Here is a 25,597-nt window from a genome sequence, read left to right on the forward strand (position 1 = left end):
GCGATGCGGGGTGGGGGAAAACACCTGGGGCCGGAATCCTCATCGGATTCCGGCCCCAGGCCTTCAGTAGCGGGGACAGGATTTGAACCTGCGACCTCTGGGTTATGAGCCCAGCGAGCTACCGAGCTGCTCCACCCCGCGTCGGTGATTCCAGTGTACGCCATGCGCGGGACGGCGCGCACAGGGGTTTCGCCGGGCCCTGTACGTTCCGGGCAGCGGCGGTCGGCATGACCTGGGCCACCGACCGCTTGCCGATCGTTCTGCCCCCGCTGCCGAGCTCCCGACGGTGTCAGCGCAGCTTGGCAGACAGGAAGCGCAGGGCGGGGCTGGACACGTCGACGCGGACGGGCAGACAAGCACGCGAGGCCTCTGGTGGAGATTATTTCTCCTTGGCCGAAAACCCATCCACCAGGGGCTTCACCACGTTGTCAGCCCAACTGGCGCATCGGCCAGTCAGATGGGAAAAGGCTCCCTGGCTTGAGTCGTAGTTGTAGTCGCTGATCGGCCCACCAGACCCCGAATTCTGCCTCGGTTCCTTGGTCTGGCCAGCGTTCTGCGACCGCCGGCAGGAGCAGAGCATCGACGGACCCTCCGACCCACGGGATGATCGTGGTTGATTGCCGTGGTTGCTGACGTGGTTCGCGTACTCGTGGCGGGCCTTGCGCTGTGCCAGGATCGCTGCGGCCTTGTCGAGCGGCCGGCAACGGTCGAGGAACTGGCGGTGTACCGCCGGAATGGCACTGACGCGCGGGATGTAGCCCTGGCCGCGTCGTAGGGGCACGCCCTGGTCGAGCGCGGCGCGCTCGGCGGGCCCAGTTGGTCTTTGGAAGAGTCACCGCCGTACGGACAGGTTCCCCACGGTGGCGTTTATGGTCAGCCGCCCTGGGTAACGGGCCACGGTCTCCCGCCCGCAGCCCGTACCGCAGCTTCTTGCCTCCGCCGGGGGACGTTCGTCACACTTCCGCCTTCGATTTCGCTGTGCGTCGAGGTCCGGTGACGTCGATGAGGGCGCTTGCGGCTGCGGCGGTGGCGGGGCTGGGAGGGATGTCGGCCGGGCTGGTGAGGCTGACTCGTCGGGGGGCGTGCCGGCGGAGCCCGATGGTGGTGACCTGAGGGTCGCGGGCGGCTTCGAGGGCGAGGGTGGGGAGCAGAGCGATGCCGAGCCCGGTGGAGACGAGGGTTTGGGTGACGACGTAGTCGTCGGTGCTGTGGCGGATGTCGGGCAGGAAACCCTGGCTGGCGGCTGCGGTCGTGAGGTGCGTGCGGCAGCGTGGGCAACCGGCGATCCAGCGCTGGTCGGCTGCGTCGGCGAGGTCGGTGTCGGTCCGGTCCGCGAGTGGGTGTCCGGAGGGCAGTACCAGCAGCATCGGGTCGTCGAACAGCGGAGTCCGTGCCGGTTCCGCGGGGGTGTCGGGGACGTTGTCGTAGTCGAAGGTGACAGCGAGATCGGCGTCTCCGGCGGCGAGGAGCCGGCGGGCTTCGCCTGGCTCGGCCTCGGTGAGCCGGACGTCCAGGCCGGGTGCGCGTTCCTGCAGGAGGGCGATGGCGGCGGGGACGAAGGTTGCGCACGCGGAGGGGAACGCGGCGAGGCGGACCTGTCCGGCGCGCAGGTCGGTCAACGCGCTGAGGTCCGCGCGGGCCGCGCGCAATCGGGCAGTGATGGCGTCGGCGTGCGTCGCGAGGGATTGCCCGGCCTCGGTGAGGGTGACACCGCGGGAGTTGCGGATGACCAGCGTGCAGCCCGTGTCGCGTTCGAGTCGCTTGACGTGCTGGGCGACGGCCGGCTGCGTCCAGCCCAGCGCTTGTGCGGCGGCGGCCAACGACCCGGAGCGCGCGACTTCGGCGAAGACCAGCATCCGGCGCGGGTCGAGCAGATCACGCACGCTGTCCTGTGATTTCCGTTCATTGTCCACACCCGTGACCCAAGCACAGCTTGGGTCTGCTCGCGTCAAGGTCGCACTTCCGCACAGTCCGGCGGTGGCCCAGGCTGGGGAAATGTCGGAGAACGCAACCATGGAAAACACGCAGGCATCTGAAGGGCGGTCTTCTCTCGCCCTGGCCCAGGCGGAGTTCGACCCCGAGGCCGTCTACCTCAACACGGCCTCCCTGGGGCTGCCCCCGCGCAGCTCCCTGCAGGCGTTGCAGCGGGCTCTGGAGCAGTGGCGCGCAGGGAATGCGAGCCCGCCGGACTACGACGCCCCGCTCGAAGCTGCCCGCTCCTCCTACGCAGAGTTGGTCGGCGTGGACGCGTCCCGGGTAGCGGTGGGCAGTCAGGTCAGCGTTTTCGCCGGACTGATCGCAGCAGCCCTGCCCGCGGGCAGCGAGGTCCTCACCGTGACCGGGGAATTCACCAGCATGGTGTTCCCGTTCCTGGCGCAGGCTAGCCGCGGTGTAGTGGTCAGGGAGGTGCCCCTGGAACACCTGGCTGAGTCGGTGTCGTCACGGACCGCACTGGTGGCCGTCTCGGCGGTGCAGTCCGCGGACGGGCGCTTGGCCGACCTCGACGCTCTCACCGAGGCGTGCGCCGTGACGGGCACTCGGGTTCTGCTGGATACCACCCAGGCAGTTGGCTGGCTGCCCGTGGACGCAGGCCGCTTCGCCTACACCACTGGTGGTGGCTACAAGTGGCTGCTGGCGCCGCGGGGTACCTGTTTCTTCACGGTGCAGTCCGATCTCGCCGACGAGCTCATTCCGCATACGGCGGGCTGGTACGCCGGCGGTGAGCGGTGGGACAGCCTCTACGGCGGCCCGCTGCGGCTGGCCGGCGACGCCCGCCGCTTCGATGTGTCCCCGGCCTGGCACTCCTGGGTCGCCCAGGCACCGGCCTTGGATCTGCTCACCGCGATCGGCCCCGCCGTCCTGCACGCCCACGCGCTCGGCCTGGCCAACCGGTTCCGTGCGGCCGTCGGTCTCCCACCCGGGGACTCCGCGATCGTCAGCATGGCCGCCGACCCGGGCACAGCCCATCGGCTGGAGCGGGCGGGCGTCATCGGCAGCATCCGTGCCGGCCGGCTCCGCCTGGCGTTCCACGTCAACAACACCACGTACGACGCCGACCGCGCCGCGGACGCGGTGGCCGGCCATGTTCAGGACTGATCCACGATGACCAACGGTGCATTCGCCGCGCCTGTGCTGTTCGCGGTGGTGGCGACTAACCCCAGGCGGCGCCACGACACTGGTGATGGCGTCCGGGGCGCGATTCGGCTTCCGCCGCTCCGTGCCGCTCATCGCCGGCATCGCCATCGGCCTCGCGACGCTGGCGGCCGCCGCTGCCGCCGGACTAGCAGGCCTCCTCCTTGCGATACCGTCGCTGCAATTGATCGTGACGTTGACCGGATCGGCCTATCTGGCGTTCCTGGCCTGGAAGATCAGCAGGAGCGGACCGCCGAGTTCGCCAACGAACGTGCATGCGCCGACGAGCCTCATCGGCGGCATGGCCCTGCTCTGGCTGAATCCCAAAGGCTGGACCATGACCCTCGGCGCGGCGGCATCCTTCGCCGCCGTGGCAGGAGGACCGTTCCGCCTCGCGGTGTTTCTCGGAACGGTGTTCGCTCTCGCGGCCACCGTATCGCTGATCCTGTGGTGCACCGCCGGGCTGCTGCTCGCCCGAACACTGCGGACCAACCGGCACTGGCGGGTGCTGAACACCGTGCTGGCTCTCCTGCTGATCGCCTCGATCATCCCGATGTGGACGGGATAGCGAACTGGCCAGGCTGGCCCGAGAACGTGCCGGTGGACCAGGCATGGGTCGATGCGGCGGCGACGTCACTACGGGAAACCGGCGTGATCGAGGACACTCTGCGCGCCGCCGGCTGGTGGCCGGGACGGCACTCCCGGTCGACCGCTGGCGCGAGATGCTCGAGAGGACCGGCTTGGTCCGCATGCACGATGGCGCCGAAGCCTTCCTGACAGAGTTCGGCGACCTGGACGTGCAGATCAGCGGACCAGGCATCACCTGCGCCAAGACCCCCTTCAGCTTCGACCCTGACAACCTGATCGGCGAGGAGGACCGCTTCGTCGACCGGAGCGCAACACCGGAGTTTCAGCAGGACTCAGTGCTGACGGAGCGACTCAACCTGCAGGGCCCGGCGCACGCCGCTCGACGCGCCGAGCTCGGCGCTCAGCGGCCGAGCAGATGACGGTTCGGCGCGGTCGCCCGCTCCTCGTACTCCGGGAGTACGACGACATCGGCGCCCGCCGCGGCGAGCAGCCCGCTCCCGTCGGCGCCGGCCACGAACGTGTCGGGCTCGCGCCAGGCGGTGACCACGCGCCGTACCCCGGCGTCGAGGATCAGCCGGGCGCAGGGGGCCGGGCGGGAGGCACGGCGGGCGCAGGGCTCCAGGCTGCTGTAGACGGTGGCGCCGGCCAGGCGCGGGTCGGCGGGGTCCAGCTTGGCCAGGGCCGCCTCCTCGGCGTGGACTACGGGGTCGCCGGCCTCCCGGGAGTGGCCGCGGGCCAGCTCCGTGCCGTCGTCGGCGACGACGACCGCGCCCACGCTGAACGCGGTCCGCGAGGGCGGGCACTCGGCCGCCAGTTCGCAGGCGAGCGCCAGCCAGTGCCGGTCGGCCGCCGAGACCCGCTCGCCCGTGCCGGGGACCGTGGGGGCGTAGCGCAGGAGGACGACGTCCCCGACGGGCCGGCTCTCCAGCAGTCGCAGCCGACTGCGCGGTCCGCCGGGGTACGGGCCGGTGCCGAACATCCGGGGGGCGGCCGCCTCGCCGACGAAGAGGGGGGCGACGGCGAGCTGGAGTTCGTCGGCGAGGCCCTGCCGGAGCAGCTGGGTGTGGATGCGCCCGCCGCCCTCGACCATGAGGCGCTGGACGCCGCGTACGGTGCCGAGGTGGTCGAGGACGGCCCGCCAGTCCAGTTCGGGGCCGACGGGGACCACGTCGGCCGGCAGGTTCAGGCCGCGTACGCGTGCGGCGCCGCTGTCGGTCGTGTACACCGCCTTCGCGCCGCCGGTGTGCCAGAACCGCGCCGCCGGGTCGAGGTCGCCGGACGCGGTGACGGTGACCTTGAGCGGGTACTCCGGGAGGCCGGCGGCGACCCGGGCCGCGCGGCGTGCGGGCGAGTTGACCAGCAGCCGTGGGTTGTCGGCGCGCAGGGTGCCGGCGCCGACCAGGATGGCGTCGCTGGCCGCCCGCACCTCGTCCACCCGGTCGAAGTCGGCGGCGTTCGAGAGCAGCAGCCGCTCCGGCCCGGTGTCGTCGAGGAAGCCGTCGAGGGAGACGGCGGCGGACAGCAGGACATGAGGCGGCTGGGACATGGGCGTACTCCTGATTCGTCCTGGGGCGTCCTGGGGCGACTCCCTGGTTCAACTTTTAAGCAATTACTACACTGTCGGCATGACGACCCGCTGGCTCACCGCCGAGGAACAGCGTGCCTGGCGCGCCTATCTCGCCGCCTCGCTGCTCCTGGAGGACGTGATCGACCGGCAGCTCCAGCAGGAGGCCGGCATGCCGCACCTGTACTACTCGGTGCTGGCCACGCTCTCCGAGGCGCCGGACCGCCGGCTGCGGATGACCGATCTCGCCGAGGCGCTGAAGATCACGCGCAGCCGGCTCACCTACGCGGTGACGCGCCTGGAGAAGGACGGGGCGGTACGGCGTGAGGGGTGCCCCTCGGACCGGCGCGGCAGCGTCGCGGTGCTCACGGACGAGGGGGCGACCGTCCTGGAGCGCACGGCTCCGGGGCACGCGGAGACGGTGCGCGCGGCGGTGTTCGACCACCTCACGCCGGAGCAGGTGGGGGACCTGGAGCGGATCTGCGCGGGCATCGCGGAGGCCATCCAGGGCGACGGGCGGCAGGCGGTACGGGCCGACGAACTGCCGTGGCGCCGGAGGTCCTGTCCGTCCGGGTGAGCCGGACGCGCGCCACCGGGGGCCGTCTCGCGGGGATCGTCCCGCAGGGGTTGCCTGTCGGCTCCCCGAAGGCTGCTGGAAATCCTGTTGCTTGAAGTTTGAAGCAGAGCTAGAGTCCTGGGCGTCGTTGTGCTTCAAAAATGAAGCAATGAAGGAGACCCGCATGCCCGACCTCCCCGCCGCCACCCCGCGTGCCCGCGTCCGGGTGCCGCTGCGCTTCCACGACGGGTACTCCGTCGACGCCGAACTGGTCACCTTCCACGGCCTGGCCGACGGCCAGGAGCACGTGGCCGTCGTCCTGGGAGACCCCGAGCCCGGAGCGGCGCCGCTGGTGCGGCTGCACTCCGAGTGCCTGACCGGGGACGTCTTCGGCTCGGCCCGCTGCGACTGCGGCCCGCAGCTGCGCGAGGCCGTGGAACGGATCGCCGGCCGCGGTGGCGTACTCCTCTACCTCCGCCAGGAGGGCCGGGGCATCGGTCTCTACAACAAGCTCGACGCGTACGCCCTCCAGGACCAGGGGCTCGACACGTACGCGGCCAACGCGGCCCTCGGGCTGCCCGAGGACGCCCGCGACTACACGGCCGCCGCCCAGATGCTCCGGGCGCTCGGCGTCGACGCGCTCGACCTGCTCTCCAACAACCCCGACAAGGCGCGCCAGCTCCGCGAACTGGGGGTCGACGTCCGCGACCGGGTCGCGACGGGCGTCTTCACGACCGCCCACAACGTCCGGTACCTGCGCGCGAAGGTCCTCCAGACCCAGCACACCCTGCCGCTCGCGGATTTGACGGACGTTCCGGACCTGACCGAAGTCCCGGCGAGCTGACCGGAACGCGACACCCGCAAGACCGGCATCACGAAGCGTGTCCGAGCGACTCCCCGCACATAACAACTGACACACAGTCAGAAACTCGGTGGTTTTCACGTCAGGGTCAACTCGCCCCGTTTCGACCCCTCATGACCTGTTGATCCAGTGCGAAAGTCGGAAGGATCACTGGGATCTGCTTGGAATACGGCCTGCGCGTCTATTAACGTTCGATAACGCAGCGCGGTCGTCCCAGCCGTCACAAGAGGCGGCTCCGTGCGCACGCGCCGAATCCCGTAAGGGAACCGGGGAACCACTCATTGGGGTGAATCGGGCGGATGTCGCCGTCGTCGAACGGCCGATATACGCGCGTAGGAGACCTTCCTGTTCCGAACCCGTCAGCTAACCCGGTAGGCGAGTAGGAAGGAAAGGAGTGCGCCCACGTGGCGTCCAACCGGCTCGCGACCGAGGCTCCGGTCGAACCCTCCATGCCGCGCCAGAAGACCGGCGACACCTTCGGCTACGGCAGCTACGACAGCGAGAACGAGGGTCCCTGGCAGGAGTGGAACCCCACGGCGGACACCGTCCGCCCCACCCGCGGCCGGCACCGCGTCGCGAAGCAGCGCGGCGGAGGACTCGCCCGCAGCTCCACCGTTCTCGGCGTCGGCGTGATCGCCGCCGTCGGCGCGGGCGGCATGGCCACCGCGCAGTCCGGCAAGCCGCCGGTCTCCATATCGATGCCCGACCTGCCGAACGTCGGCTCGGTGTTCTCCGGTGACGACGCGGAGGAGGCACAGGGTTCCGTCGCCGCGCTGAGCACCGCCGGTCTCACCACCTCCGGCACCGAGCAGGGCACCGCCGACGCCGGTGAGGTGCTGCGTGCCCGCATCATGCAGCAGGCCGAGTCGCAGCAGGACCAGGTCGACGCCGCCGCCGCGGCGGCGGCCGAGGAGAAGGCCGCGCAGGAGGCCGCCGAGCGCGCCGCCGAGGAGCGCGAGGCCGCCGAGAAGAAGGAAGCCGCCGCCAAGAAGAAGGCGGAGGAGGAGGCCGCGAAGAAGGCCGAGGCCGAGCGCCTCGCGAAGCTCGCAAAGCAGTACGCGCTCCCGACCTCCTCGTACACCCTCACCTCCACCTTCGGCCAGGCCGGTCCGTACTGGTCCTCCGGCTACCACACCGGTCTCGACTTCGCCGCGCCCACGGGCACCCTGATCAAGGCGGTGCACAGCGGCACGATCACCCAGGCGGGCTATGACGGCTCGTACGGCTACAAGACCGTGCTCACCCTCGACGACGGCACCGAGGTCTGGTTCGCCCACCAGTCGTCGATCAACGTGAGCGTCGGCCAGAAGGTCGCGACCGGCGACGTCATCGGCCGCGTCGGCGCCACGGGCAACGTCACCGGCGCCCACCTCCACCTGGAGGTCCACCCCGACGGCAGCAGCTCGGGCATCGACCCGCTGGCGTGGCTGCGGGACAAGGGCCTCAACCCCTGACACCGGCCGCTGCCACACCGGCCGCCGCCGCACCGGTCGGCTGCCGCTGACATCGGCCTGCCGCAGACTGTTTACGAACCCTTGGCCGGGCGCGCGGAATCCGTGCGTCCGGTCCGGGCGTTGACACAAGACATGACGTCTCTTCGCAAACTCGGCTCTTCCGACCTCGAGGTCTTCCCGCTCGCCCTCGGCGGCAACGTCTTCGGCTGGACCGCCGACGAGGCGCAGTCCTTCGCCGTACTGGACGCCTACACGGCCGCCGGCGGCAACTTCGTCGACACCGCCGACTCCTACTCGGCGTGGATCGAGGGCAACCAGGGCGGCGAGTCCGAGACCATCATCGGCAAGTGGCTGAAGGCGCGCGGCAACCGCTCCGACGTCGTCGTCGCCACCAAGGTCAGCCAGCACCCGGAGTATCAGGGCCTCACCGCCGCCAACATCAAGGCCGCGGCCGACGCCTCCCTCCGCCGCCTGGACACCGACCACATCGACCTCTACTACACCCACTTCGACCAGCCCGAGGTGCCGGTCGAGGAGATCATCGGCGCGCTGGACGAACTGGTGAAGGCGGGCAAGGTCCGCGCCATCGCCGCCTCCAACATCACGCCCGAGCGCCTGCAGGCCTCGCTGGACTTCTCCGACCGCGAGGGCCTCGCCCGTTACGTGGCGCTCCAGCCGCACTACAACCTGGTCTCCCGCGACACGTACGAGGGCCCGCTCCAGGACCTCGCCGCCCGCTCCGGGCTGGCCGCCGTGCCGTACTTCGCCCTCGCCAAGGGCTTCCTCACCGGCAAGTACCGGCCCGGTACGACCGTGGAGAGCGCCCGGGCCGAGGGGGCGGGCGCCTACCTGGAGACGCCGCAGGGCGTACGGGTCCTCGCCGCCCTGGACGAGATCGCCGGGGCCCGCGGCGTCGAGGTCGCCACCGTGGCCCTCGCCTGGCTCGCGGCCCGGCCGACGGTCGCCGCGCCGATCGCCTCCGCCCGGACGGTGGAGCAGCTGCCGGCTCTGGTGGCCGTGGGCGACGTGACCCTCACGGACGAGGAGCTCACCAAGCTGACGGAGGCGTCGGAGGCGTCGGAGGCGTAGAGCACTTCCGAGGAGAGCTGGTGCGTGAGCCGGGGCGCGGTGTCCCCGCCGCCTATGACCGGTAGGGGTTGTACGCGGGGTACGAGTGGTTCGCGGGATACGGCGTCGGCCAGGGTGAGGGGTATGTGACCGGCCCCGGCCCCGGCGCGTACGCCGGTGCGGGCGCGGGTGCGGGCCCGTGGCCGAATGTCTGTTCGTACCCCTGCCCGTATGCCTGCCCGTACGCTCCCCATGGCGCCACGGGCAGCGGTGCCGGTGCGGCCGCCCGCGCCGCGTACGCCAGCGCGGGCCGCGCGGTCTCGCGCCGGTGCCACAGCGCGAAGAGCAGCTCCCGCTCCCGTACGACGAAGTCGGTGCCCGCCCGGCCCCGGCGCCCCCGGTGCCGCAGGAACGCGAGCGAGGTCGCGTACGCCTCGTACTCGCCGACGGACCGGGCCGCGGCCCTGCCCCAGTGGTGCCCGGCGAACTCGCGGGCCAGCCGCCGCGCCCGCATGCTGCCGAGGAGGTACGGCTCGTGCGGGGTGAGCCAGCCGGCGGCCACGTAGGCGGGCAGTTCCTCGCGCACCGTGCGCAGCTCCCGCTGCCGTGTCCAGATGACCAGCCAGGTCAGCAGCCCGAACGCGGGCACCATGAACACGGCGTACACCGCGAAGAAGCCGAACTCGCCGAAGGTCGTCGAGCCGTTCCACAGGGCGTGCATGCCCATCGCGAGCAGCAGTCCGGCGAGGGGGAGGAGCACACGGCGGACCCGCTGCCGCTGTGCGGAGACCGCCGCGATGCCGAAGCCGATGCCGGTGAGCACCGTGAACAGCGGATGCGCGAAGGGCGACATGACGACGCGGACGAAGAAGGTCGCGGCGGTGACGGAGGCGAGTCCGCTGCCGCCGCTGAGCTGGTCGGTCCCGAAGGCCGTGCCGAGGTAGAGGATGTTCTCGGTGAAGGCGAAGCCGGTGGCGGTGACCCCGGCTATCACCACTCCGTCGACGATCCCGGCGAAGTCCCGGCGGCGGAAGAGGAAGACCAGCAGGACCGCGGCCGCCTTGGCGATCTCCTCGACGACGGGCGCTATGACGGTGGCGCCGAGGGTGTCGGCGCCGGACGGGTCGGCGGTGGCCGTCGCTATCCACCGGGTCGCGAAGCTGTTCGCGACGATGGCTATCAGCGCGGCCGCGCACGCCCCCCAGGCGAACGAGAACAGCAGGTTCCGCCAGGGGCCGGGCGCGACCCGGTCCAGCCAGCGGAACGCGGCTATCAGCAGCGGTACGGGCAGAACCGCCAGGCCCAGGCCGACCAGGAATCCGTGCGTGCCGGTCTGCTCGCGGACCAGGGCGAGGATCACCAGCCCGGAGAGCGCGAGCAGGGTGACCAGGGCGCCGTACCGCACTCCCCTGCGCTGCCACCAGTGCGCGGGGCGCGGGAGCCCGAGAGGGTGATCGCCCGGGCCGGCGGGACCGACCGGTCCCAGCGGTTTTCCCGGTCTGGCCGGTCCGGCCGGTCCGGTGGGCCCGTCGGGATGCGTCGGATACGGGAAGGAGGTGGCCACGGCATCGACCTTAACGAGGGATGGGCGCTGCCCGCGACGGCGCCGCGTGAGGCGGGAATCGTGCCCAGTGGTGCTGTGCGGGTGCCTCGCGCGCTGCCGCCGGGGAGGTCAGGCGCCGGTGGTGGGCTGCTGGTGCGGTACGCGCCGGAAGAGCAGGTCGTTCACCACATGACCCTTGTCCAGTCCCTGGCCCTCGAAACGGGTCACGGGCCGGAACGCGGGACGTGGCGCGTAACCGCCGTCGGGCTGGGTGTTCTCGAAGTGGGGGTGCGCGGTCAGGACCTCGAGCATCTGCTCGGCGTACGGTTCCCAGTCGGTCGCACAGTGCACGAGTGCCCCGGGCCTGAGCCGGGTGGCGGCGAGCGTCAGGAACTCCGGCTGGATCAGCCGTCGCTTGTGGTGCCGCTTCTTGGGCCAGGGGTCGGGGAAGTACACGCGGAGTCCGTCGAGCGCGTCCGGGGTGAGCATCTCGCGCAGCAGGATGATCGCGTCACCGTTGGCCACCCGGATGTTGGACAGCCCGTACCGGTCGGCGAGATTCAGCAGATTGCCCTGGCCCGGGGTGTGCACATCGACGGCGAGGATGTTGGTGTCCGGGTCGTCGGCGCCCATCTGCGCGGTCGCCTCGCCCATGCCGAAGCCGATCTCCAGCACGACGGGGCGGGCGTTCCCGAACAGTTCGGACAGATCGAGCGTCCGGCTTCCGTCGATGTCGAGCCCCCACTTGGGCCACAGCCGCTGCAGGGCGTCCGCCTGGCCCGTCGTGACCCGGCTGCGCCGCGGCTGGAAGCTCCGGATCCGCCGCTCGAAGTGAGACCCGGCCGGGTCCGCCTTCGGCCCGTCGGGGAACCGGGGCTCGCCCTTGGGGCGGGGGCTCCGCGGGACGGGCGCGGAGTCGGGGGCGTCGGGGGCGTGGGCGGAGTCAGACACAATGCGGTCGATTTTACGTGCGCGAGCGCGGAGCCGCTCCGCTCGCTCCGGACAGCGCCTGGCGTGCCGCGGGGTACGAGGACTCTCCTTGGGCGGGCGTTCCGGGGCCGGCCCCTTCCGGGCCGCACTCTCCCGGGCCGGGCTCCCCCGGGCCGGGCTCCCCCGATACCGAGCGCTCACCCGCGAGTACCCCGGCCGGTTGCCCATGTCCCGGCCGGAGGAGGCCCTTGTTTCGGCCGGAGGCCCATGCCCCGGCCGGAGGCCCATGCCCCGGCCGGAGGCCTATGTCCCGGCCAGCGCCGCCAGTGCCCTGCGGCCCACCTCCCGGCCGATGGGCAGGGAGGCGGTGGCCGCGGGGGACGGCGCGTTCAGCACGTGCACGGTGCGCGGGGCCTCCCGGATCAGGAAGTCGTCCACGAGGGTGCCGTCCCGCAGGACCGCCTGGGCCCGCACTCCGGCCGCCGCGGGCACGAGGTCGTCCTCGGTGACCGTCGGCAGCAGCCGCCGCACCGCCTGGGTGAACGCCGTCTTGGACACCGACCGCCGCAGCTCGCCCGCCCCGTACCGCCAGTGCCGCCGGGCTATTCGCCACGATCCGGGCCAGGCCAGCGTGGCGGCCAGCTCGCGCGGCCGTACGACGCCCCAGCCGTAGCCCTCGCGGGCGAGCGCCGGTACCGCGTTCGGCCCGATGTGGACGTCGCCGTCGATGCCCCGGGTCAGATGGACGCCGAGGAAGGGGAACGCCGGGTCCGGCACCGGATAGACCAGCCCGTGCACCAGCTCCGGGCGCCGCAGAGCGTAGTACTCACCCCGGAACGGCACGATCCGCACCCCGGGCTCGTCCCCGGCGAGGCGGGCGACCTCGTCGCAGCGCAGCCCGGCGCAGTTCACCAGCACGCGCGCGCGGACGACCGTGCCGTCGCCCGTGCGGACGGCGACGCCGAGTGCCGGGCGCCGGTCGATCCGTACGGCCTCCGACTCGTACCGGATCTCCGCGCCGGACGCGTCCGCGAGCTGCCGGGCGACGGCCGCGAAGTCGCAGACGCCGGTCGTGCCGACGTGGATCGCGGCGAGCCCCCGCACCTGCGGCTCGTACTCGGATATCTGGGCCGGGCCCAGCTCCCGCACGGGAATGCCGTTCTCCCGGCCGCGCTGGACCAGGGCGTGCAGCCGGGGCAGTTCGGCGCGGTCGGTGGCGATGATCAGCTTGCCGGTGACGGCGTGGTCGATGCCGTACTCCGCGCAGAACTTGACCATCTCGGCGGCGCCCCGCACCGCGAACCGGGCCTTGAGCGAGCCCGGGCGGTAGTAGATCCCGCTGTGGATCACACCGCTGTTGCGCCCCGTCTGGTGCCGGGCCGGGCCGCGCTCCTTCTCCAGCACCGTCACGCGCGTGCCCGGCGCGGCCCGGGTGATCGCGTACGCCGTCGACAGGCCGACGATCCCCCCGCCGATCACCAGCACGTCACAGTCGTACGCGATGCCGTACGAGCCCCGCTGCAGCACTCGCTCCACCTCCCGGCTTCCGATAGTGCACTGCGCCACTGACAATGCCCTCAAACCCGGAGCCGTCCCGGACGGCGCGGAACGGGCGGATTCGCCCGTTCCGTGCGTGCGCCGGGAGTGCGGGGAGAAGCGCCGGCCCGGTCGGCGCAGGCGCTGAAACGCTTCGGCGGCAGGTGATCGACCGACAGCCCGGAGCCCGCTTCTCCGGGCTCTGAGCCGTCGGCCGCCCGCCTGCCGGCGGGCTAGGCCGGCGCCATCAGCAGCGGCCGTGCGCGCTCCCGCAGTTCCACCACGCGCGGTTCGTCGCCGTACGGCTCCAGCCGGTGGAGGAGGTCCTTGACGTACTCGGTGGTCCGGGCCGACGAGATCCGTCCGGCGACCTCGACCGCCCGTACGCCCTGCTCGCAGGCCGCGTCCAGGTTCCCCGACTCCAGTTCGGCGACCGCCGAGACGACCAGGCGCAGGCCGTGGGAGCGGACGTACTCCTCCGTGGGCTTGGACAGGGCCTGCTCGGTGAAGCGGCGGACCTGGCGGGGGGCCTTGAGGTCGCGGTAGCACTCGGCGGCGTCGGCCGCGAAACGGTCGTAGGAGTAGAAGCCGAGCCAGGACGGGTCCTGGTCGCCGTCGCGGGCCCGCTCCAGCCAGCCCTCGGCCGCCTTCAGGGCCGCGCCGGCCGCCTGGGCGTCGCCCGCGCGCGCGTGGGCACGCGCCTCGACGAGGCGGAAGAAGCTCATCGTGCGGGCGGTGGCCAGGCCTCTGTTGCGTTCCAGGGCGGCCTGGGCGAGGTCGACGCCCTCGTCGCCGAAACCGCGGTAGGTGGCCTGGAGCGACATCGATGCCAGGACGTAGCCCCCGAGGGGTACGTCGGCGGCCGCGCGCGCGAGGCGCAGGGCCTGGATGTAGTAGCGCTGGGCGGCCTCCTGTTGACCCGTGTCAAAAGCCATCCAGCCTGCGAGCCGGGTGAGTTCCGAGGACGCTCCGAACAGGGCGCGGCCGACCTCGTCCGAGTACGAGCCGAGCAGCAGCGGTGCCGCCTCCACCCGCAGGCACTCCGGCACCATGGACGAACGCCAGTCGCCACCGCCGTACTTGGAGTCCCAGCGCCGGGCGTCCTCCGCGGCCTCGCGGAGCTTCTGCACGTCGCTGTGGCCGACTTTCAGTGGGGCTCCGGATCCCTCGGCGGGACCGGCGTCACGTGCCACCGAACTGTCGGCCGGGGTTATCAGCCACCGCGAGGCGGGCGTTGCGTACGCGCTTACTGCGAAGGATCCGGCCAGCGACTGCCAGATGCCGCCGGAGCCGGCCCGGCGCCCGGCGAGGTCCAGCCGGTACAGCTCCGTCGCCGACTTCACCGCCTGGCCGACGTCTCTGGGAAAGGCGAGCCCCACTTCCGGCGCGGGGTCCGCGTCCGCCAGGCCGATCTCGTGGAGCGGCACCGGGCGGCCGAGTTTCTGGCCGATCGCGGCGGCGATGAGGTGCGGCGCGGCGCCCTGGGGAATCATGCCCTTCGACACCCAGCGCGCGACCGAGGTCTTGTCGTAGCGAAGGGTCAACCCGCGTTGAGCGCCGAGGTCGTTGACGCGCCGTGCGAGCCCCGCATTGCTGATTCCCGCGAGGGCGAGAACGGCGCCGAGCTTTTCGTTCGGCCCGCGTTGCTCCCTGGACATGCGCCACCCCTCGACACAGACGGCTGCCGCGGCGGCATAGGCGCGCGGCATTCGTAAACCCAGCGTAGTTCGCCGCATCCCAAGCGTTAAGGGGCGTATTTCCGGATGGCGGGATTGTGGCCCGTACGCGAGTACGGACTGTTGCGGTGTGCTCCCGTTGTGTGGCCGTGCGCCCGTCCGTGCGACCTTCTCCGGCCATGCGGAGGGCGCTTCGATGAGCGGTGCGTGGGTCGGCCCGCTGTACTGGATCCAGTGGGCTGGGGGACACCGCCGCCTCCATCCCCGCGGGCGGCGGACCGGTCCGGGGGGCGAGCTCCGCCTCCCGGGCCGCGCGTCGGACGTTCGTTGCGGAGAGCATGTACGGAGCGTGTGCATCTGGCGCAGCCCGCACCGGAATTGGCCGAAAATCGACGTCGTTTCCCTGTGGTGATCAACGCTCTCACCACGGCTCTTGACGGCGCATCAGGGCTTCCGGGGGAGCGTATCGGGGGCGCATTCAGGTCGTAGCGGCGGGGTCGGTCTCCGGAGGCGGCACCGCGATCGCCGTCCCGCGCGCGCGTGCCTCACCTTCCGCGCGCGGACGTCGGGAGCGGTACGTACGGCATCGCCCGCGCGCGTCGCGGGTTCCCAACGGGGGTGCTGCGGGGCGCATTCAAAGGTGCGCAAGCCGTCGCACAGGCCCCTCCGCACGCTTCCTTCGTGGCAGCATGGTGCCCGGTTCGTACGGTGCACTGGTTGTCCACAGTCTGTGGAGGCGGCGATGCGGTGGTTGGTGGGGTGGAGCAGTACCGCCCCTGCTGCGCCCGTGATCGGCTCCGCCGGCGCCACCGGATACGACGGCGAGACCGTGCACCCCGTGGGCTCCCAACTCCTCTGGGGCGACCCGGATCCGCTGTGGGCCGTGGGCGACTGGCGCCCCGACGAGGTGCGCGTCGTCGCGGCCGACGAGCAGACCAGGATCGCGGTCCTCGGCACCTGCGGGGCCAGCGACGAGCAGCTGAGGGTGGCGCTCTTCGCCGCGCGCGGCGGAGCGCTGCGCCATCTCACCGCCTGGTCCGGCAGCTACACGGCCGTCGTCCAGGTCGGGCGCCGGGTGACGGTGTGCGGCGACCTCGCGGGCGCCCGCCCCGTCTTCTACTCACCCTGGGCGGGCGGCACGGCCTACGCGACCGCCGCCCTCCCGCTCGCCGACCTCATCGAGGCCAACCTCGACTGGGGGCACCTGGCCTCGCTGCTCGCCACGCCCGACGTGCCGGCCGCCCTGCACGACTCGACCCCCTACGAAGGGGTGCGGCGCATCCCGCCGGGACATGCGCTGATCCTGCGGGCGGGTGCCCGCGAGATCGCCGGGTACGAGCCGGTCGCGTCCCTCGCGGTCGCGGCACCCTCCGCCGACCCGGCGAGCGCGGTGGACGGGGTCCGCGACGCCCTCGTGGAGGCCGTACGCACCCGTCTGGCCGCCCCCCGGCACGTACCCGGCGCCGACATCGACCCCGGTCCGGTCCCCGGCATGGGCCCGGCCGAGCGCCGGGCCGCCCGCGGCATGCCGGTGCCGGGCATCGGAGCCGACCTCTCCGGCGGGCCGGCCTCCGGCACCCTGGCGCTGCTCGCCGCCGGCCTGCCCGGCGCCCCCGGCACGGTGCTGGGCCACGGCACGGGCGCCGGCGAGCGCCTGCTCGCCGTCACCTTCAACGACCTCGCCGTCAACGGCCGCGAGGCCGAACTGGAACGGGCGGGCACCCTCGCGGCCAACCCCCGCCTGCACCACGTGGTGGTCGCGGGCGGCGAGGAGGTGCTGCCGTACGCCGACCTGGAGGGCCCGCTGACGGACGAGCCGGGCCCCTCGCTGGTGACGGCGGCCCGGCACCGAGCACGGCTCGCCTCGGGCAGCGCGGACCACTTCACGGGACACGGCGCACGGCAGGTCCTGGACGCCCACCCGGCCCGGCTCGCGGACCTCCTCATGGACCGCAAGAGGCGGCACCTGGTCCGTCCGGTCGCCGCGCTGGCCAAGGCGGACGGCTCCGTCATGGTCCCCGCGCGCGTGTACGCGGCGGCCCGGAAGCTGGCGCGCACCCCGTACCGCACCGGGGTGGAACACCTCGCCGACCGCCTCATGCACAAGCGCTTCGAGGAGCCGGGCGGCGCGGTCGGTGCCTCCCTCGCGGCGCTGACCTGGGCCAGACCCGGACCGGCGGCCCGCTGGCTGACCGGTGAGGCGCTCGCCGAAGTATCGGTTCGCCTGAACGCGGCGTCCGGCCGCCCGGACCTCGGCCCCGGCCGGCGCCCGGGAGACTTCCGCGCGCGTGCGGCACTCGCCCGGCACGCGGCGGACCTCCGCGTCCTCGAACAGGCTGCTGAGGTCCGCTTCCAGCGCCTGCACGCCCCGTTCCTCGACAACCAGGTCGTACGGGCCTGCCGCGCCCTGCCCGAAGCCCTGCGCGTCAAGCCCGGTGCCCGGGCCGCCATCCTCCGTACGGTGCTGGAGGGCGCCGGCGTCGGGGAACTGCCGCCCGGCTGGGGCGCCCCTTCCCACGCGTCCTCGGCGGCCGCGGCCCGCACCGGGCTGCGCGTGGCGGTGGACTCCCTGATGGGCCTCTTCGACACGCCCCTGCTCGCCGACGCGGGTCTGGTGGAGGCCCGAGTGGTCCGCAAGGCGCTCCGCGCGGCCGTGCAGGGCGAGCCCCTGCCGCTGGACGGCTTCGCGGACCTGGTCTCCCTGGAACTCTGGCTCGGCCGCCTGCTGGCCCGCCGCGGCACCTGCTGGACCGGCACACCGGCACGGCAGCGGGCGGTGCCGGCGGGCATCACGCCTCATGGCAAAGCGCTGGGGGCAGGGAGGAGATAGGACGGCTCGTCACTCGTTCGAGGGATATCCGCCGACTCAGTGAGTGACGTCCTCCCGTACGGGGAAAGCCCGGTGGCTTTCCGACGCGGGCGACACGGGAACGGGAAAGGGCGGGCACCGAGACCGGTACCCGCCCCCGAGCCGGATCAGTCCGCGCTCCCGAACCGGCTACGCCGGCCGCGACCGCAGCCCCTCCAGCAGGATGTCGAGCAACCGTGCGGAGGCCGCGGCCTGCTGTGCGGCGTCCGGCAGGGAGGGCGCCGCCGTGGCGATCACCAGCAGGACGTCCGACACGGCGACGTCCGGCCGCAGTTCGCCCGCGGCCCGCGCCCGCTCCACGAGCTGCCCCACGACCTCCAGCAGGGCCGCCGCGCCCGCGTCGTCGGCCGCGGCCCCGTCCTCGTGCACCAGCCGGATCCCGTCCGCCACCGAACGGATCCGCTGCTGCGGCACCCGCGCCTCGTCCCCGGCGACCGCGTCGGGCGTCTCCTCGGCGACCCCCACACGCAGCACCTGCGGCGGCAGCAGCCGTCCGGCGCCCGAGGCCACCGACGTCCGCAGGAAGCGCGAGAGCGCCGACCACGGTTCGTCCTCCTGGCCGAGCGCGGCACGCGCCTGGTCGGTCAGCCGGGAGGTCTCCTCCTCGGCTATCCGACGGACCAGGACGTCCTTGCTCGGGAAGCGCCGGTACACCGTGCCGACACCCACGCGCGCGCGGCGCGCCACGTCCTCCATCGGCGCGCCGTATCCCAGCTCGCCGAAGACCTCGCGGGCCGCGCGCAGTACGTGCTCCAGGTTGCGCTGTGCGTCCACGCGCAGCGGGGTCGTCCTTGCTCCGTCCCCACGCGCACTGTTTCCCCCCGTGCCGACGCCACCAGGTGTGACGGCCGACGCGGAAGTCCACTGAGAGTCCTGAATGTGCATGCGTATTCCCCCGGTAATGACGTCTCCCCCCGGAGACTCTCCCCGCCATCGGAAGCCGGAGCTTCGGGAACGAGCACTGACCCTGAACGGGCCCGCCGTTCGCGGCCCGTCGAGCGCATCCCCCTACACCCCGTCAGACACGAACATAGTTGAGCGAGGGTCAATTCAGAAGGGGCAGGTTCCGCACAGGGCGCCCCCCGATTGGAGTACGGGCCGGTTACGCCCTCGATGCGCCCTCTTGCGCCCCTGGTCTCACACCATCTGACCTGCGCATCCTCTCTGCACTTCAGCGATTCGGACAACCCTGTGCGGACGCCGCCCCCGGTCATACAAATTGCTGAGCCTGTGGACAAACGTCAGCGGCGGGTGCGTCATGGGAGAGTGAAGGAACGCGTGCGCATCCTCATCGTCGGCGGCGGCTACGTCGGGCTGTACACCGCCCTGCGCCTCCAGCGGAGGCTGAAGCAGGAGCTCCAGCGAGGAACGGCCGAGATCGTGGTCCTCTCGCCCGACCCCTACATGACGTACCAGCCCTTCCTCCCCGAAGCCGGCGCGGGCTCCATCTCGCCCCGGCATGTCGTCGTGCCGCTGCGCCGCGTCCTCGACCGGTGCAGAGTCCTCGTCGGCGAGGTCACGTCCATCGACCACGCCGCACGCACCGCCACCTTCACCACCCTCGCCACCGGGGAGGAGGGCGCCGGGGAGCAGACGTGCGCGTACGACGAACTGGTCCTCGCTCCCGGCTCGGTCTCGCGCACCCTCCCGGTCCCCGGACTCGCCGAGCACGGCATCGGCTTCAAGACCGTCGAGGAGGCCATCGGCCTGCGCAACCACGTCATCGAGCAGATGGACATCGCCTCCTCCACCCGCGACCCCGCGATCCGTGACGCGGCCCTGACCTTCGTCTTCGTGGGCGGCGGCTACGCCGGCGTGGAGGCGCTCGCCGAGCTCGAGGACATGGCCCGCTACACCGCGCGCTACTACCACAACCTCAAGCCCGCGGACATGAAATGGATCCTCGTCGAGGCCACGGGCCGCATCCTCCCCGAGGTCGGCGAGGAGATGGGCCGCTACACGGTCACCGAGCTGCGCCGCCGCAACATCGACGTACGCCTGGAGACCCGGCTGGAATCGTGTGCCGACCGGGTCGCCGTCCTCAGCGACGGCGCCCGCTTCCGCACCCGCACGGTGGTCTGGACGGCCGGCGTCAAACCGCATCCGGTCCTCGCCGCCACCGACCTGCCGCGGACCGAGCGGGGACGTCTGAGGTGCACCGCCGAGCTGACCGTCGACGGCGCCGCGCACGCGTGGGGCGCGGGCGACGCGGCGGCCGTCCCGGACGTCACCGCGGAGGAGCCCGGCAGGGAGTGCGCGCCCAACGCGCAGCACGCCGTGCGCCAGGCCAGAGTGCTCGGGGACAACATCGCCCGCTCCCTGCGCGGGGAGCCGCTCCAGACGTACCGGCACAAGTACGTCGGCTCGGTCGCCTCCCTGGGGCTTCACAAGGGCGTCGCGCACGTCTACGGGCGCAAGCTGAAGGGCTACCCCGCCTGGTTCATGCACCGTGCCTACCACCTGAGCCGCGTCCCCACGTTCAACCGCAAGGCCCGCGTACTCGCCGAATGGACCCTGGCGGGGCTCTTCAAACGGGAGATCGTCTCCCTGGGCTCACTCGAACATCCCCGTGCGGAGTTCGAACTCGCGGCCGGTGGAAAGTTTCCTCAGGACCCGAAGGGGTCGTCCTGACCGGATCCAGGAACTCCCGCGACCGGGCCGGCGTCTGACGGATGTCGGTCCGGTCGGCCAGACTGCCAGACTGGTCCACGACTTCGGGCGGGCCGACGGTCCCCCCTACGAATCCCACGAGGCATCTCCCAAGTGAACTTCACGCGCTGGAGCGCCCGGCTCCCCGGAACGCAGCGCCGCGCCGCAGCGCGGACCGACCTGGTGGTTTCCCCGGACCGGCGGGGCGAGGGCTCCGTGCCCGCGGCCCGCGCCGAGCGACCGGCCGACGAGACGCCGTGCGCACCCGCCGTCGACGACCTGCCGACCCGCGAGGTCCTCGACCGCATCCCCGCCCTCGTCGCCCTCGTCCAGGGCCCCGAGCACCGCATCGCGTACGTCAACGACGCCTATGCGGCCGCCTTCGGCGCCAGGCCGGTCGGCGAACCCGCGCGCGAGGCGCTGCCCGAGCTGGAGGAGCTCGGTCTGCTCCCGCTGCTCGACCAGGTGCTGCGCAGCCGCAAGCCACGGACGGTCAAGTCCCGCAAGGCGGCGGGCGGCCGTTCGTACACCATCACCTGCACGCCCGTCGACATCTCGGCCGCCGCGGAGGCCGCCGGCGCCTCCGGCCCCGTGGACGGGAAGGCCGGTGGCGCGGCGGCGCGGGGCGGGGTGCTCGTCTTCGCCGCCGACGTCACCGACCACGCCGAGGCCGCCGAGCGGCTGCGCGCCAGCGAGCGCCGCCAGCGCGAGACCGCGGTGACCCTCCAGCGCTCCCTGCTGCCGCAGGAGCTGGAGCAGCCCGACGACCTGCGCATCGCCGCCGTCTACCACCCCGGCGGCACCGAGGCCGCGGTCGGCGGCGACTGGTACGACGTCATCACCCTCGGCGGCGGCCGCACCGCCCTCGTCATCGGCGACGTGATGGGACGCGGTGTCCGCGCGGCCGCCGTCATGGGCCAGCTCCGCACCGCCGTCCGCGCGTACGCCCGCCTCGACCTGCCCCCGCACGAGGTCCTCCAGCTCCTGGACGGCCTCGCCGCGGAGATCGACGCCAACCAGATCGCCACCTGCGTGTACGCCGTCCACGACCCCAACGAGGGCCGGCTGATGTACGCCTCCGCCGGCCACCTCCCGATCCTCGTACGCGACGAGAACGGCACCGTCCTGCGCACCGACGAGCCCACCGGTCCACCGCTCGGCACCGGCGGCTGGATGCACGCCTCGGGCTCGGTGCCCCTCGGCCCCGGCTCCACGGCCGTGCTCTACACCGACGGGCTGGTCGAGCGCCGGGACGCCGACCTGGACGAGGGGATCGCCTCCCTGGAGCAGGCGCTCGCCGGCGCCACGGGCACGCCCCAGGTGGTCTGCGACCGGCTGGTCCGCTCGGCTGGCGTCACGGCCGACCACGACGACGACGTCGCCGTCCTCGTCCTCCAGCACCCGGCCCGCACCGGCTCCGACGGCGAACTCTTCCGCAACGCCGCCCTGGAACTGCTCGGCGGCGTGGAAGCGGCCCCCCGCGCGCGTGCCTTCGCCTCCGGCGTCCTGACGAGCTGGCGCTTCCCACCGGAACTGCACGACCTCGGCGTCCTGGCAGCCAGTGAACTGGTCGCCAACTCGCTCCAGCACGGCACCCCGCCGATGCGGCTGCGGCTGCGCCGCACCGACCGCCGGCTGATCGTCGAGGTCACGGACGGCGACGACCACCTGCCGCGCCGCCGCCACGCGGAACCGGCCGACGAGTCGGGCCGGGGCATCGCCATCGTCGCGACCATCGCGTCCAGCTGGGGCAGCCGCCGCGCACCGGGCGGCGGCAAGTCGGTGTGGTGCGAGTTCGTCCTGCCCCGCGCGTCCTAGGCCGTGTCCGGGAAGCGCCGTGGAGCCGCTGTTTCCCGCGCGGCACCTGTTCGTCCCGGCCGGGCGGTGCTAGTAGCTGATCCATGACAGACGAAACCGGCTTCCAGCTCAAAGGGAGCGCTCCCGAACGCTACGAGCAGTACGTCGCACCGATCATGGCGCCGTTCATCGAGGCCGTGCTGGACATCGTCGACCTGTTTCCCGGCGCCCAGGTGCTCGACCTCGCCTGCGGCACCGGGTTCGTGGCACGTGCCGCCGCCGCCCGGGTCGGCCCCCCGGGCCATGTGTGTGCCGTCGACGTCAACGAGGGCATGCTGCGGGTGGCCGCCGCCAGGGCGCCGCGCTGGTACCCCGACATCGAGTTCACCCAGGCGCCCGCCGACGCCCTCCCCTTCGAGGAGGCCACCTTCGACGTGGTCATCTGCCAGCAGGGCGCCCAGTTCTTCCCCGACCTCGACGCGGCCCTCAAGGAGGCGGCGCGCGTCCTGCGCCCCGGCGGCCGGATCGCGCTCACCACCTGGGCACCGAAGGAGCGCAGCCCGTACTTCGACGCCCAGTACCGCGTGATCGAGGAGTACGGCTCCCCGGACGACACCGCCGCCTTCCGCCGGGCCTTCTCGTGCACCGCCGACCGCCTGGCCGCCGCCTTCGTGGCGTCCGGCCTGCGCGACGGCACCGTGCACCTGGTCACCCGGCACGTCGTCACGCCGCCCCTGACCGACTGGGTGCCGGGCCTGATGGCCTCCGTCCCCTGGACCCGGTCGCTCACGGAGGCGGGCCCGGACCTCATGGCCCGCGCCTCCCGGGCACTGTGCGACCTGCTCGTCAACCACAAGGCCCCGGACGGCACGGCGACGCTCCCGTTCACCACACTCCTGGCGACGGCGACGCGCTGACGGTACGGCCGCCCACCGACGCACGGGCCGGCCCGCCGACAGGTCGACCTGTCGGCGGGCCGGCTACGGAGTACGGGTGCTGTCCCACGTCTCAGGCGTGCGACGGCGCCGGCTCCGCCGGGGCCCCGCCCTGCGCCACCACCCGGCTCTGCGCCAGCGACGGCTGGTTCTGGACGGGAGTGAGCCGCCGCCCGAGTCCGACGGCCAGCACGGTCATCCCCAGCGAGCACAGCAGGAACGTCACGATGTACGGCCCGTGCAGCGAAGCCCCCATCGGCCCGCCCACCGCCGGGCCCACGGCCAGCGCCAGCTGCTTCACCAGGGCGAAGGCGGAGTTGTACTGGCCCGCCATCCCCTCGGGCGCCAGATCGGCCACCAGCGGCGCCACGGTCGGCGACAGCAGGGCCTCACCGAGACCGAACAGCGCGTACGTCGACACGAACGCCGCCGTCGCCATGGCCTCGCTCCCGTGCCCGAGCCCGGCGTACCCGGCCACGGCCCAGGCGACGGCCCAGATCAGCCCGACAGCCGCGATCACCCGCGACCGCTTGCGCCGCTCGACGAACCGCAGCACGGCGAACTGCGCGACCACGATCATCGCCGTGTTCGCCGCGAGCGCCGTACCGAGCGTGGACGTGGAGATCCCGGCGGCCTCCGTGCCGTAGGCGCTCAGCCCCGACTCGAACTGCCCGTAGCAGGCGAAGAACAGCACGAACCCCAGCACGCACAGCTGCACCATGGCCCGGTTGCCCAGCAGCTGCTTCCAGGAACCCTTCGCCGACCCCGCCGGCGCACCCTCGATCTTCGGCGCCCGCGGCAGCCGTACGGTCGCCATGACCGCGACCAGCACCAGGAACATCGCCGCCTCGATCGAGAACAGCAGCGTGAAGGACCCCGCTCGCGAGGTGTCGACGAGGTGGCCCCCGATGAGCCCACCGATGCCGAGGCCGAGGTTCTGCAGGAAGAACTGCATCGCGAACGCCCGCGACCGTGTCTCGCTGCTCGAACAGTCGACGATCATCGTCGCGAGGGCCGGCTGCATCACGGCCTGCCCGGCCCCGAGCACGGCCGCGGAGACCAGCACCGTCGAGGCGCTGCCCGCGAGCCCGAGGCTCAGCGCACCGACGGCGGCGGTCACCAGGGCGGCGAGCAGCACCGGCAGCGCACCGCGCCGGACGATGGCCCGTCCGGCGAACGGAAGCACCACGAGCGCGGCCACGGCGAAGACGGCGAGCACCAGGCCCGCCGTCACGGCACCGAGATCCCGTACCTGCGCCACATAGACGTACAGATACGGGACGGTGAAGCCGAGGCCGAACGCGCTGAGCGCGTTGCCCACGTGAATCCGGCGCATCGCCGCGCCCATCGCCCTGGTCACGTTCACCTGCCTCAGGTCTGGAAGAGTTAGCTCTGAAGACTTCGAATCTAAAGTTCGAAGCTAAACTGTACACACCGAAGGACTTCGACGCCAAGCGCGGGCGTGCCATACTGCGGCCATGGGCGACACCCCCGACGTCGGCGAACCGACACTCGAAGAACAGATCGCCGCCTACCAGCGCGAGTTCCAGGGCCTCGACCCCCAGGTCGAGAAGATCGTCTCGGCGCTGTCCCGCCTCAACCGCCGCATGAACGTCGCGTACGGCCGCCAGACCGCGGAGCTCGGCATCAGCAACGCCGAGTGGGAGGTCCTCAAGGCGCTCGTCCTCTCCGGTGCCCCGTACCGGATGGGCCCGAGCGACCTCGCCAAGCGGCTGGGTCTGACGCCGGCCGCCATGACCCACCGCATCGACCGCATGGTGACGGAGGGGCTGGTCACCCGGGAGCGCGACGAGTCCAACCGGGTGCGCGTCATCATCGAGCTCACCACCGACGGCCGCGAGAAGTGGCTGGAGGCCATGCGCCTCGCCTCGGTCTTCGAGGAGGACCTCCTCCAGGACCTCACCCCGGCGGAGCGCGCGGTCCTGGGCGAAGTGCTCACCCGGCTCCTGCGCCGCGTCGAGCACGCCCAGCCCGACGCCGGCGGCCGGCTGAGCGACCTGGAATAGGGGACGCCCCGCGCAGGCTGCGTCCCACGGCCCGCAGCTCCGGCACCGGACGAGGTTTGCCTCAGGGGCGCACGGGGGATACTTGACAGTCCTCCCGCCGATCCGTAAGGTTCTTCGGGTTGCCACGGAGCCGTAACGGTTCTGCGGCAGCACCTCCCGCCGCACGAGCGGCACCCCAAACCACCTGCAACGAACTCCCTACCGGGTTTATCTCAGCGCGCTCGCGCACTGAAATTGAATTCCGGACAGGAGCTCGGCGGCCCTGATCCACTCGATTGGGAATCGCCGGGAGAGTCCGCTAAGGTTTGGGACGTCGGAACGGCCCAACGGCCGGGAAGGCAACTCCCGCTGACTGGGAATCAGGCCCGAAAGGATCTGATAGAGTCGGAACCGCCGGAAAGGGAAACGCGA

Annotated in this window: 20 protein-coding genes, 1 tRNA gene and 1 riboswitch; of the genes, 12 read left to right on the plus strand and 9 right to left on the minus strand. The window is 72.3% G+C overall.

What is annotated here, in order from left to right:
• Positions 1 to 67: 67 nt before the first annotated feature.
• Both IE242_RS25250 and IE242_RS25255 read right to left on the minus strand, forming a co-directional pair.
• A tRNA-Met gene (locus tag IE242_RS25250) sits at positions 68 to 141 on the minus strand.
• An 812-nt stretch (positions 142 to 953) separates the two neighbouring features.
• Entirely contained in the window at positions 954 to 1,883 is a 930-nt protein-coding gene (locus IE242_RS25255; protein ID WP_229859399.1) for a LysR family transcriptional regulator, read from the minus strand.
• A 112-nt stretch (positions 1,884 to 1,995) separates the two neighbouring features.
• Between IE242_RS25255 and IE242_RS25260 the strand changes: the two genes are divergently transcribed.
• The 3 genes from IE242_RS25260 (at position 1,996) to IE242_RS25270 (ending at position 4,139) form a co-directional block, all read left to right on the plus strand.
• Complete coding sequence (locus IE242_RS25260; protein WP_229859400.1) at positions 1,996 to 3,096, plus strand: aminotransferase class V-fold PLP-dependent enzyme; 1,101 nt, start codon at positions 1,996 to 1,998, stop codon at positions 3,094 to 3,096.
• A 16-nt stretch (positions 3,097 to 3,112) separates the two neighbouring features.
• Positions 3,113 to 3,700 (plus strand): LysE family translocator, encoded by a 588-nt coding sequence (locus IE242_RS25265; protein WP_268249487.1) that lies wholly within the window; start codon positions 3,113 to 3,115, stop codon positions 3,698 to 3,700.
• A gap of 181 nt (positions 3,701 to 3,881) precedes the next feature.
• Complete coding sequence (locus IE242_RS25270) at positions 3,882 to 4,139, plus strand: hypothetical protein (RefSeq protein ID WP_189863024.1); 258 nt, start codon at positions 3,882 to 3,884, stop codon at positions 4,137 to 4,139.
• Here the strand turns inward: IE242_RS25270 and IE242_RS25275 are convergent.
• A complete protein-coding gene (locus tag IE242_RS25275; RefSeq protein ID WP_189863026.1) occupies positions 4,121 to 5,266 on the minus strand; it encodes a dihydrofolate reductase family protein in 1,146 nt (381 codons plus the stop codon). The genes IE242_RS25270 and IE242_RS25275 overlap by 19 nt on opposite strands.
• A gap of 79 nt (positions 5,267 to 5,345) precedes the next feature.
• Here IE242_RS25275 and IE242_RS25280 point away from each other — a divergent pair, with 79 nt between their 5' ends.
• From IE242_RS25280 to IE242_RS25295, 4 genes are all read left to right on the plus strand, one after another.
• Complete coding sequence (locus IE242_RS25280; protein ID WP_189863027.1) at positions 5,346 to 5,861, plus strand: MarR family winged helix-turn-helix transcriptional regulator; 516 nt, start codon at positions 5,346 to 5,348, stop codon at positions 5,859 to 5,861.
• Positions 5,862 to 6,024: 163 nt separating this feature from the next.
• Positions 6,025 to 6,684, plus strand: coding sequence for a GTP cyclohydrolase II (locus IE242_RS25285; RefSeq protein WP_189863030.1), 660 nt, complete (start codon positions 6,025 to 6,027; stop codon positions 6,682 to 6,684).
• A gap of 254 nt (positions 6,685 to 6,938) precedes the next feature.
• Positions 6,939 to 7,095: riboswitch (cyclic di-AMP (ydaO/yuaA leader) on the plus strand.
• Between the two features lie 11 nt (positions 7,096 to 7,106).
• On the plus strand, positions 7,107 to 8,156 hold the full coding sequence (locus IE242_RS25290) for a M23 family metallopeptidase (protein WP_189863032.1): 1,050 nt from the start codon (positions 7,107 to 7,109) through the stop codon (positions 8,154 to 8,156).
• A gap of 132 nt (positions 8,157 to 8,288) precedes the next feature.
• The gene (locus IE242_RS25295; RefSeq protein ID WP_189863034.1) at positions 8,289 to 9,245 is read left to right on the plus strand and encodes an aldo/keto reductase; all 957 of its coding nucleotides are present in this window, start codon (positions 8,289 to 8,291) and stop codon (positions 9,243 to 9,245) included.
• Positions 9,246 to 9,297: 52 nt separating this feature from the next.
• Here IE242_RS25295 and IE242_RS25300 read toward each other — a convergent pair whose 3' ends face one another.
• The 4 genes from IE242_RS25300 to IE242_RS25315 all read right to left on the minus strand — a co-directional run bounded on the left by IE242_RS25300 (position 9,298) and on the right by IE242_RS25315 (position 14,891).
• On the minus strand, positions 9,298 to 10,788 hold the full coding sequence (locus IE242_RS25300; RefSeq protein WP_189863036.1) for a PrsW family intramembrane metalloprotease: 1,491 nt from the start codon (positions 10,786 to 10,788) through the stop codon (positions 9,298 to 9,300).
• A gap of 108 nt (positions 10,789 to 10,896) precedes the next feature.
• Positions 10,897 to 11,718 (minus strand): tRNA (guanosine(46)-N7)-methyltransferase TrmB, encoded by an 822-nt coding sequence (gene trmB / locus IE242_RS25305; protein ID WP_189863038.1) that lies wholly within the window; start codon positions 11,716 to 11,718, stop codon positions 10,897 to 10,899.
• Between the two features lie 282 nt (positions 11,719 to 12,000).
• Entirely contained in the window at positions 12,001 to 13,224 is a 1,224-nt protein-coding gene (lhgD, locus tag IE242_RS25310; protein ID WP_229859405.1) for an L-2-hydroxyglutarate dehydrogenase, read from the minus strand.
• A 242-nt stretch (positions 13,225 to 13,466) separates the two neighbouring features.
• A complete protein-coding gene (locus IE242_RS25315; protein WP_189863042.1) occupies positions 13,467 to 14,891 on the minus strand; it encodes an NsdA family TPR-like regulatory protein in 1,425 nt (474 codons plus the stop codon).
• Positions 14,892 to 15,651: 760 nt separating this feature from the next.
• On the opposite strand from IE242_RS25315, the gene IE242_RS25320 reads away from it, so the two are divergent.
• Complete coding sequence (locus IE242_RS25320) at positions 15,652 to 17,739, plus strand: asparagine synthase-related protein (RefSeq protein WP_189863044.1); 2,088 nt, start codon at positions 15,652 to 15,654, stop codon at positions 17,737 to 17,739.
• Positions 17,740 to 17,907: 168 nt separating this feature from the next.
• Here the strand turns inward: IE242_RS25320 and IE242_RS25325 are convergent, their stop codons facing one another.
• Positions 17,908 to 18,663, minus strand: a complete 756-nt coding sequence (locus IE242_RS25325) for a TetR/AcrR family transcriptional regulator (RefSeq protein ID WP_189863046.1) — start codon at positions 18,661 to 18,663, stop codon at positions 17,908 to 17,910.
• 381 nt (positions 18,664 to 19,044) lie between these two features.
• Between IE242_RS25325 and IE242_RS25330 the strand changes: the two genes are divergently transcribed.
• From IE242_RS25330 to IE242_RS25340, 3 genes are all read left to right on the plus strand, one after another.
• Complete coding sequence (locus tag IE242_RS25330; protein WP_229859414.1) at positions 19,045 to 20,409, plus strand: NAD(P)/FAD-dependent oxidoreductase; 1,365 nt, start codon at positions 19,045 to 19,047, stop codon at positions 20,407 to 20,409.
• A gap of 132 nt (positions 20,410 to 20,541) precedes the next feature.
• Positions 20,542 to 22,245, plus strand: a complete 1,704-nt coding sequence (locus IE242_RS25335; RefSeq protein ID WP_189863050.1) for an ATP-binding SpoIIE family protein phosphatase — start codon at positions 20,542 to 20,544, stop codon at positions 22,243 to 22,245.
• Between the two features lie 83 nt (positions 22,246 to 22,328).
• Positions 22,329 to 23,141, plus strand: coding sequence for a class I SAM-dependent methyltransferase (locus tag IE242_RS25340; RefSeq protein ID WP_189863052.1), 813 nt, complete (start codon positions 22,329 to 22,331; stop codon positions 23,139 to 23,141).
• Between the two features lie 91 nt (positions 23,142 to 23,232).
• On the opposite strand, the gene IE242_RS25345 is transcribed toward IE242_RS25340, so the two are convergent.
• Positions 23,233 to 24,507 (minus strand): MFS transporter, encoded by a 1,275-nt coding sequence (locus IE242_RS25345; RefSeq protein WP_189863085.1) that lies wholly within the window; start codon positions 24,505 to 24,507, stop codon positions 23,233 to 23,235.
• A 130-nt stretch (positions 24,508 to 24,637) separates the two neighbouring features.
• On the opposite strand from IE242_RS25345, the gene IE242_RS25350 reads away from it, so the two are divergent.
• Positions 24,638 to 25,186, plus strand: coding sequence for a MarR family winged helix-turn-helix transcriptional regulator (locus tag IE242_RS25350; protein WP_189863054.1), 549 nt, complete (start codon positions 24,638 to 24,640; stop codon positions 25,184 to 25,186).
• Positions 25,187 to 25,597 lie beyond the last annotated feature (411 nt).

The organism is Streptomyces poonensis (genome assembly GCF_014650915.1).
Lineage (GTDB): Bacteria > Actinomycetota > Actinomycetes > Streptomycetales > Streptomycetaceae > Streptomyces > Streptomyces poonensis.

Bases quoted from the DNA above. Each gene is read 5' to 3' on its own strand.
- IE242_RS25340 (WP_189863052.1), top strand. From the start codon at position 22,329: ATGACAGACGAAACCGGCTTCCAGCTCAAAGGGAGCGCTCCCGAACGC.
- IE242_RS25320 (WP_189863044.1), top strand. From the start codon at position 15,652: ATGCGGTGGTTGGTGGGGTGGAGCAGTACCGCCCCTGCTGCGCCCGTG.
- IE242_RS25350 (WP_189863054.1), top strand. From the start codon at position 24,638: ATGGGCGACACCCCCGACGTCGGCGAACCGACACTCGAAGAACAGATC.
- IE242_RS25280 (WP_189863027.1), top strand. From the start codon at position 5,346: ATGACGACCCGCTGGCTCACCGCCGAGGAACAGCGTGCCTGGCGCGCC.
- IE242_RS25295 (WP_189863034.1), top strand. From the start codon at position 8,289: ATGACGTCTCTTCGCAAACTCGGCTCTTCCGACCTCGAGGTCTTCCCG.
- IE242_RS25260 (WP_229859400.1), top strand. From the start codon at position 1,996: ATGTCGGAGAACGCAACCATGGAAAACACGCAGGCATCTGAAGGGCGG.
- IE242_RS25345 (WP_189863085.1), bottom strand. From the start codon at position 24,507: ATGGGCGCGGCGATGCGCCGGATTCACGTGGGCAACGCGCTCAGCGCG.
- IE242_RS25285 (WP_189863030.1), top strand. From the start codon at position 6,025: ATGCCCGACCTCCCCGCCGCCACCCCGCGTGCCCGCGTCCGGGTGCCG.
- IE242_RS25270 (WP_189863024.1), top strand. From the start codon at position 3,882: ATGCACGATGGCGCCGAAGCCTTCCTGACAGAGTTCGGCGACCTGGAC.
- IE242_RS25325 (WP_189863046.1), bottom strand. From the start codon at position 18,663: ATGCACATTCAGGACTCTCAGTGGACTTCCGCGTCGGCCGTCACACCT.
- IE242_RS25315 (WP_189863042.1), bottom strand. From the start codon at position 14,891: ATGTCCAGGGAGCAACGCGGGCCGAACGAAAAGCTCGGCGCCGTTCTC.
- IE242_RS25275 (WP_189863026.1), bottom strand. From the start codon at position 5,266: ATGTCCCAGCCGCCTCATGTCCTGCTGTCCGCCGCCGTCTCCCTCGAC.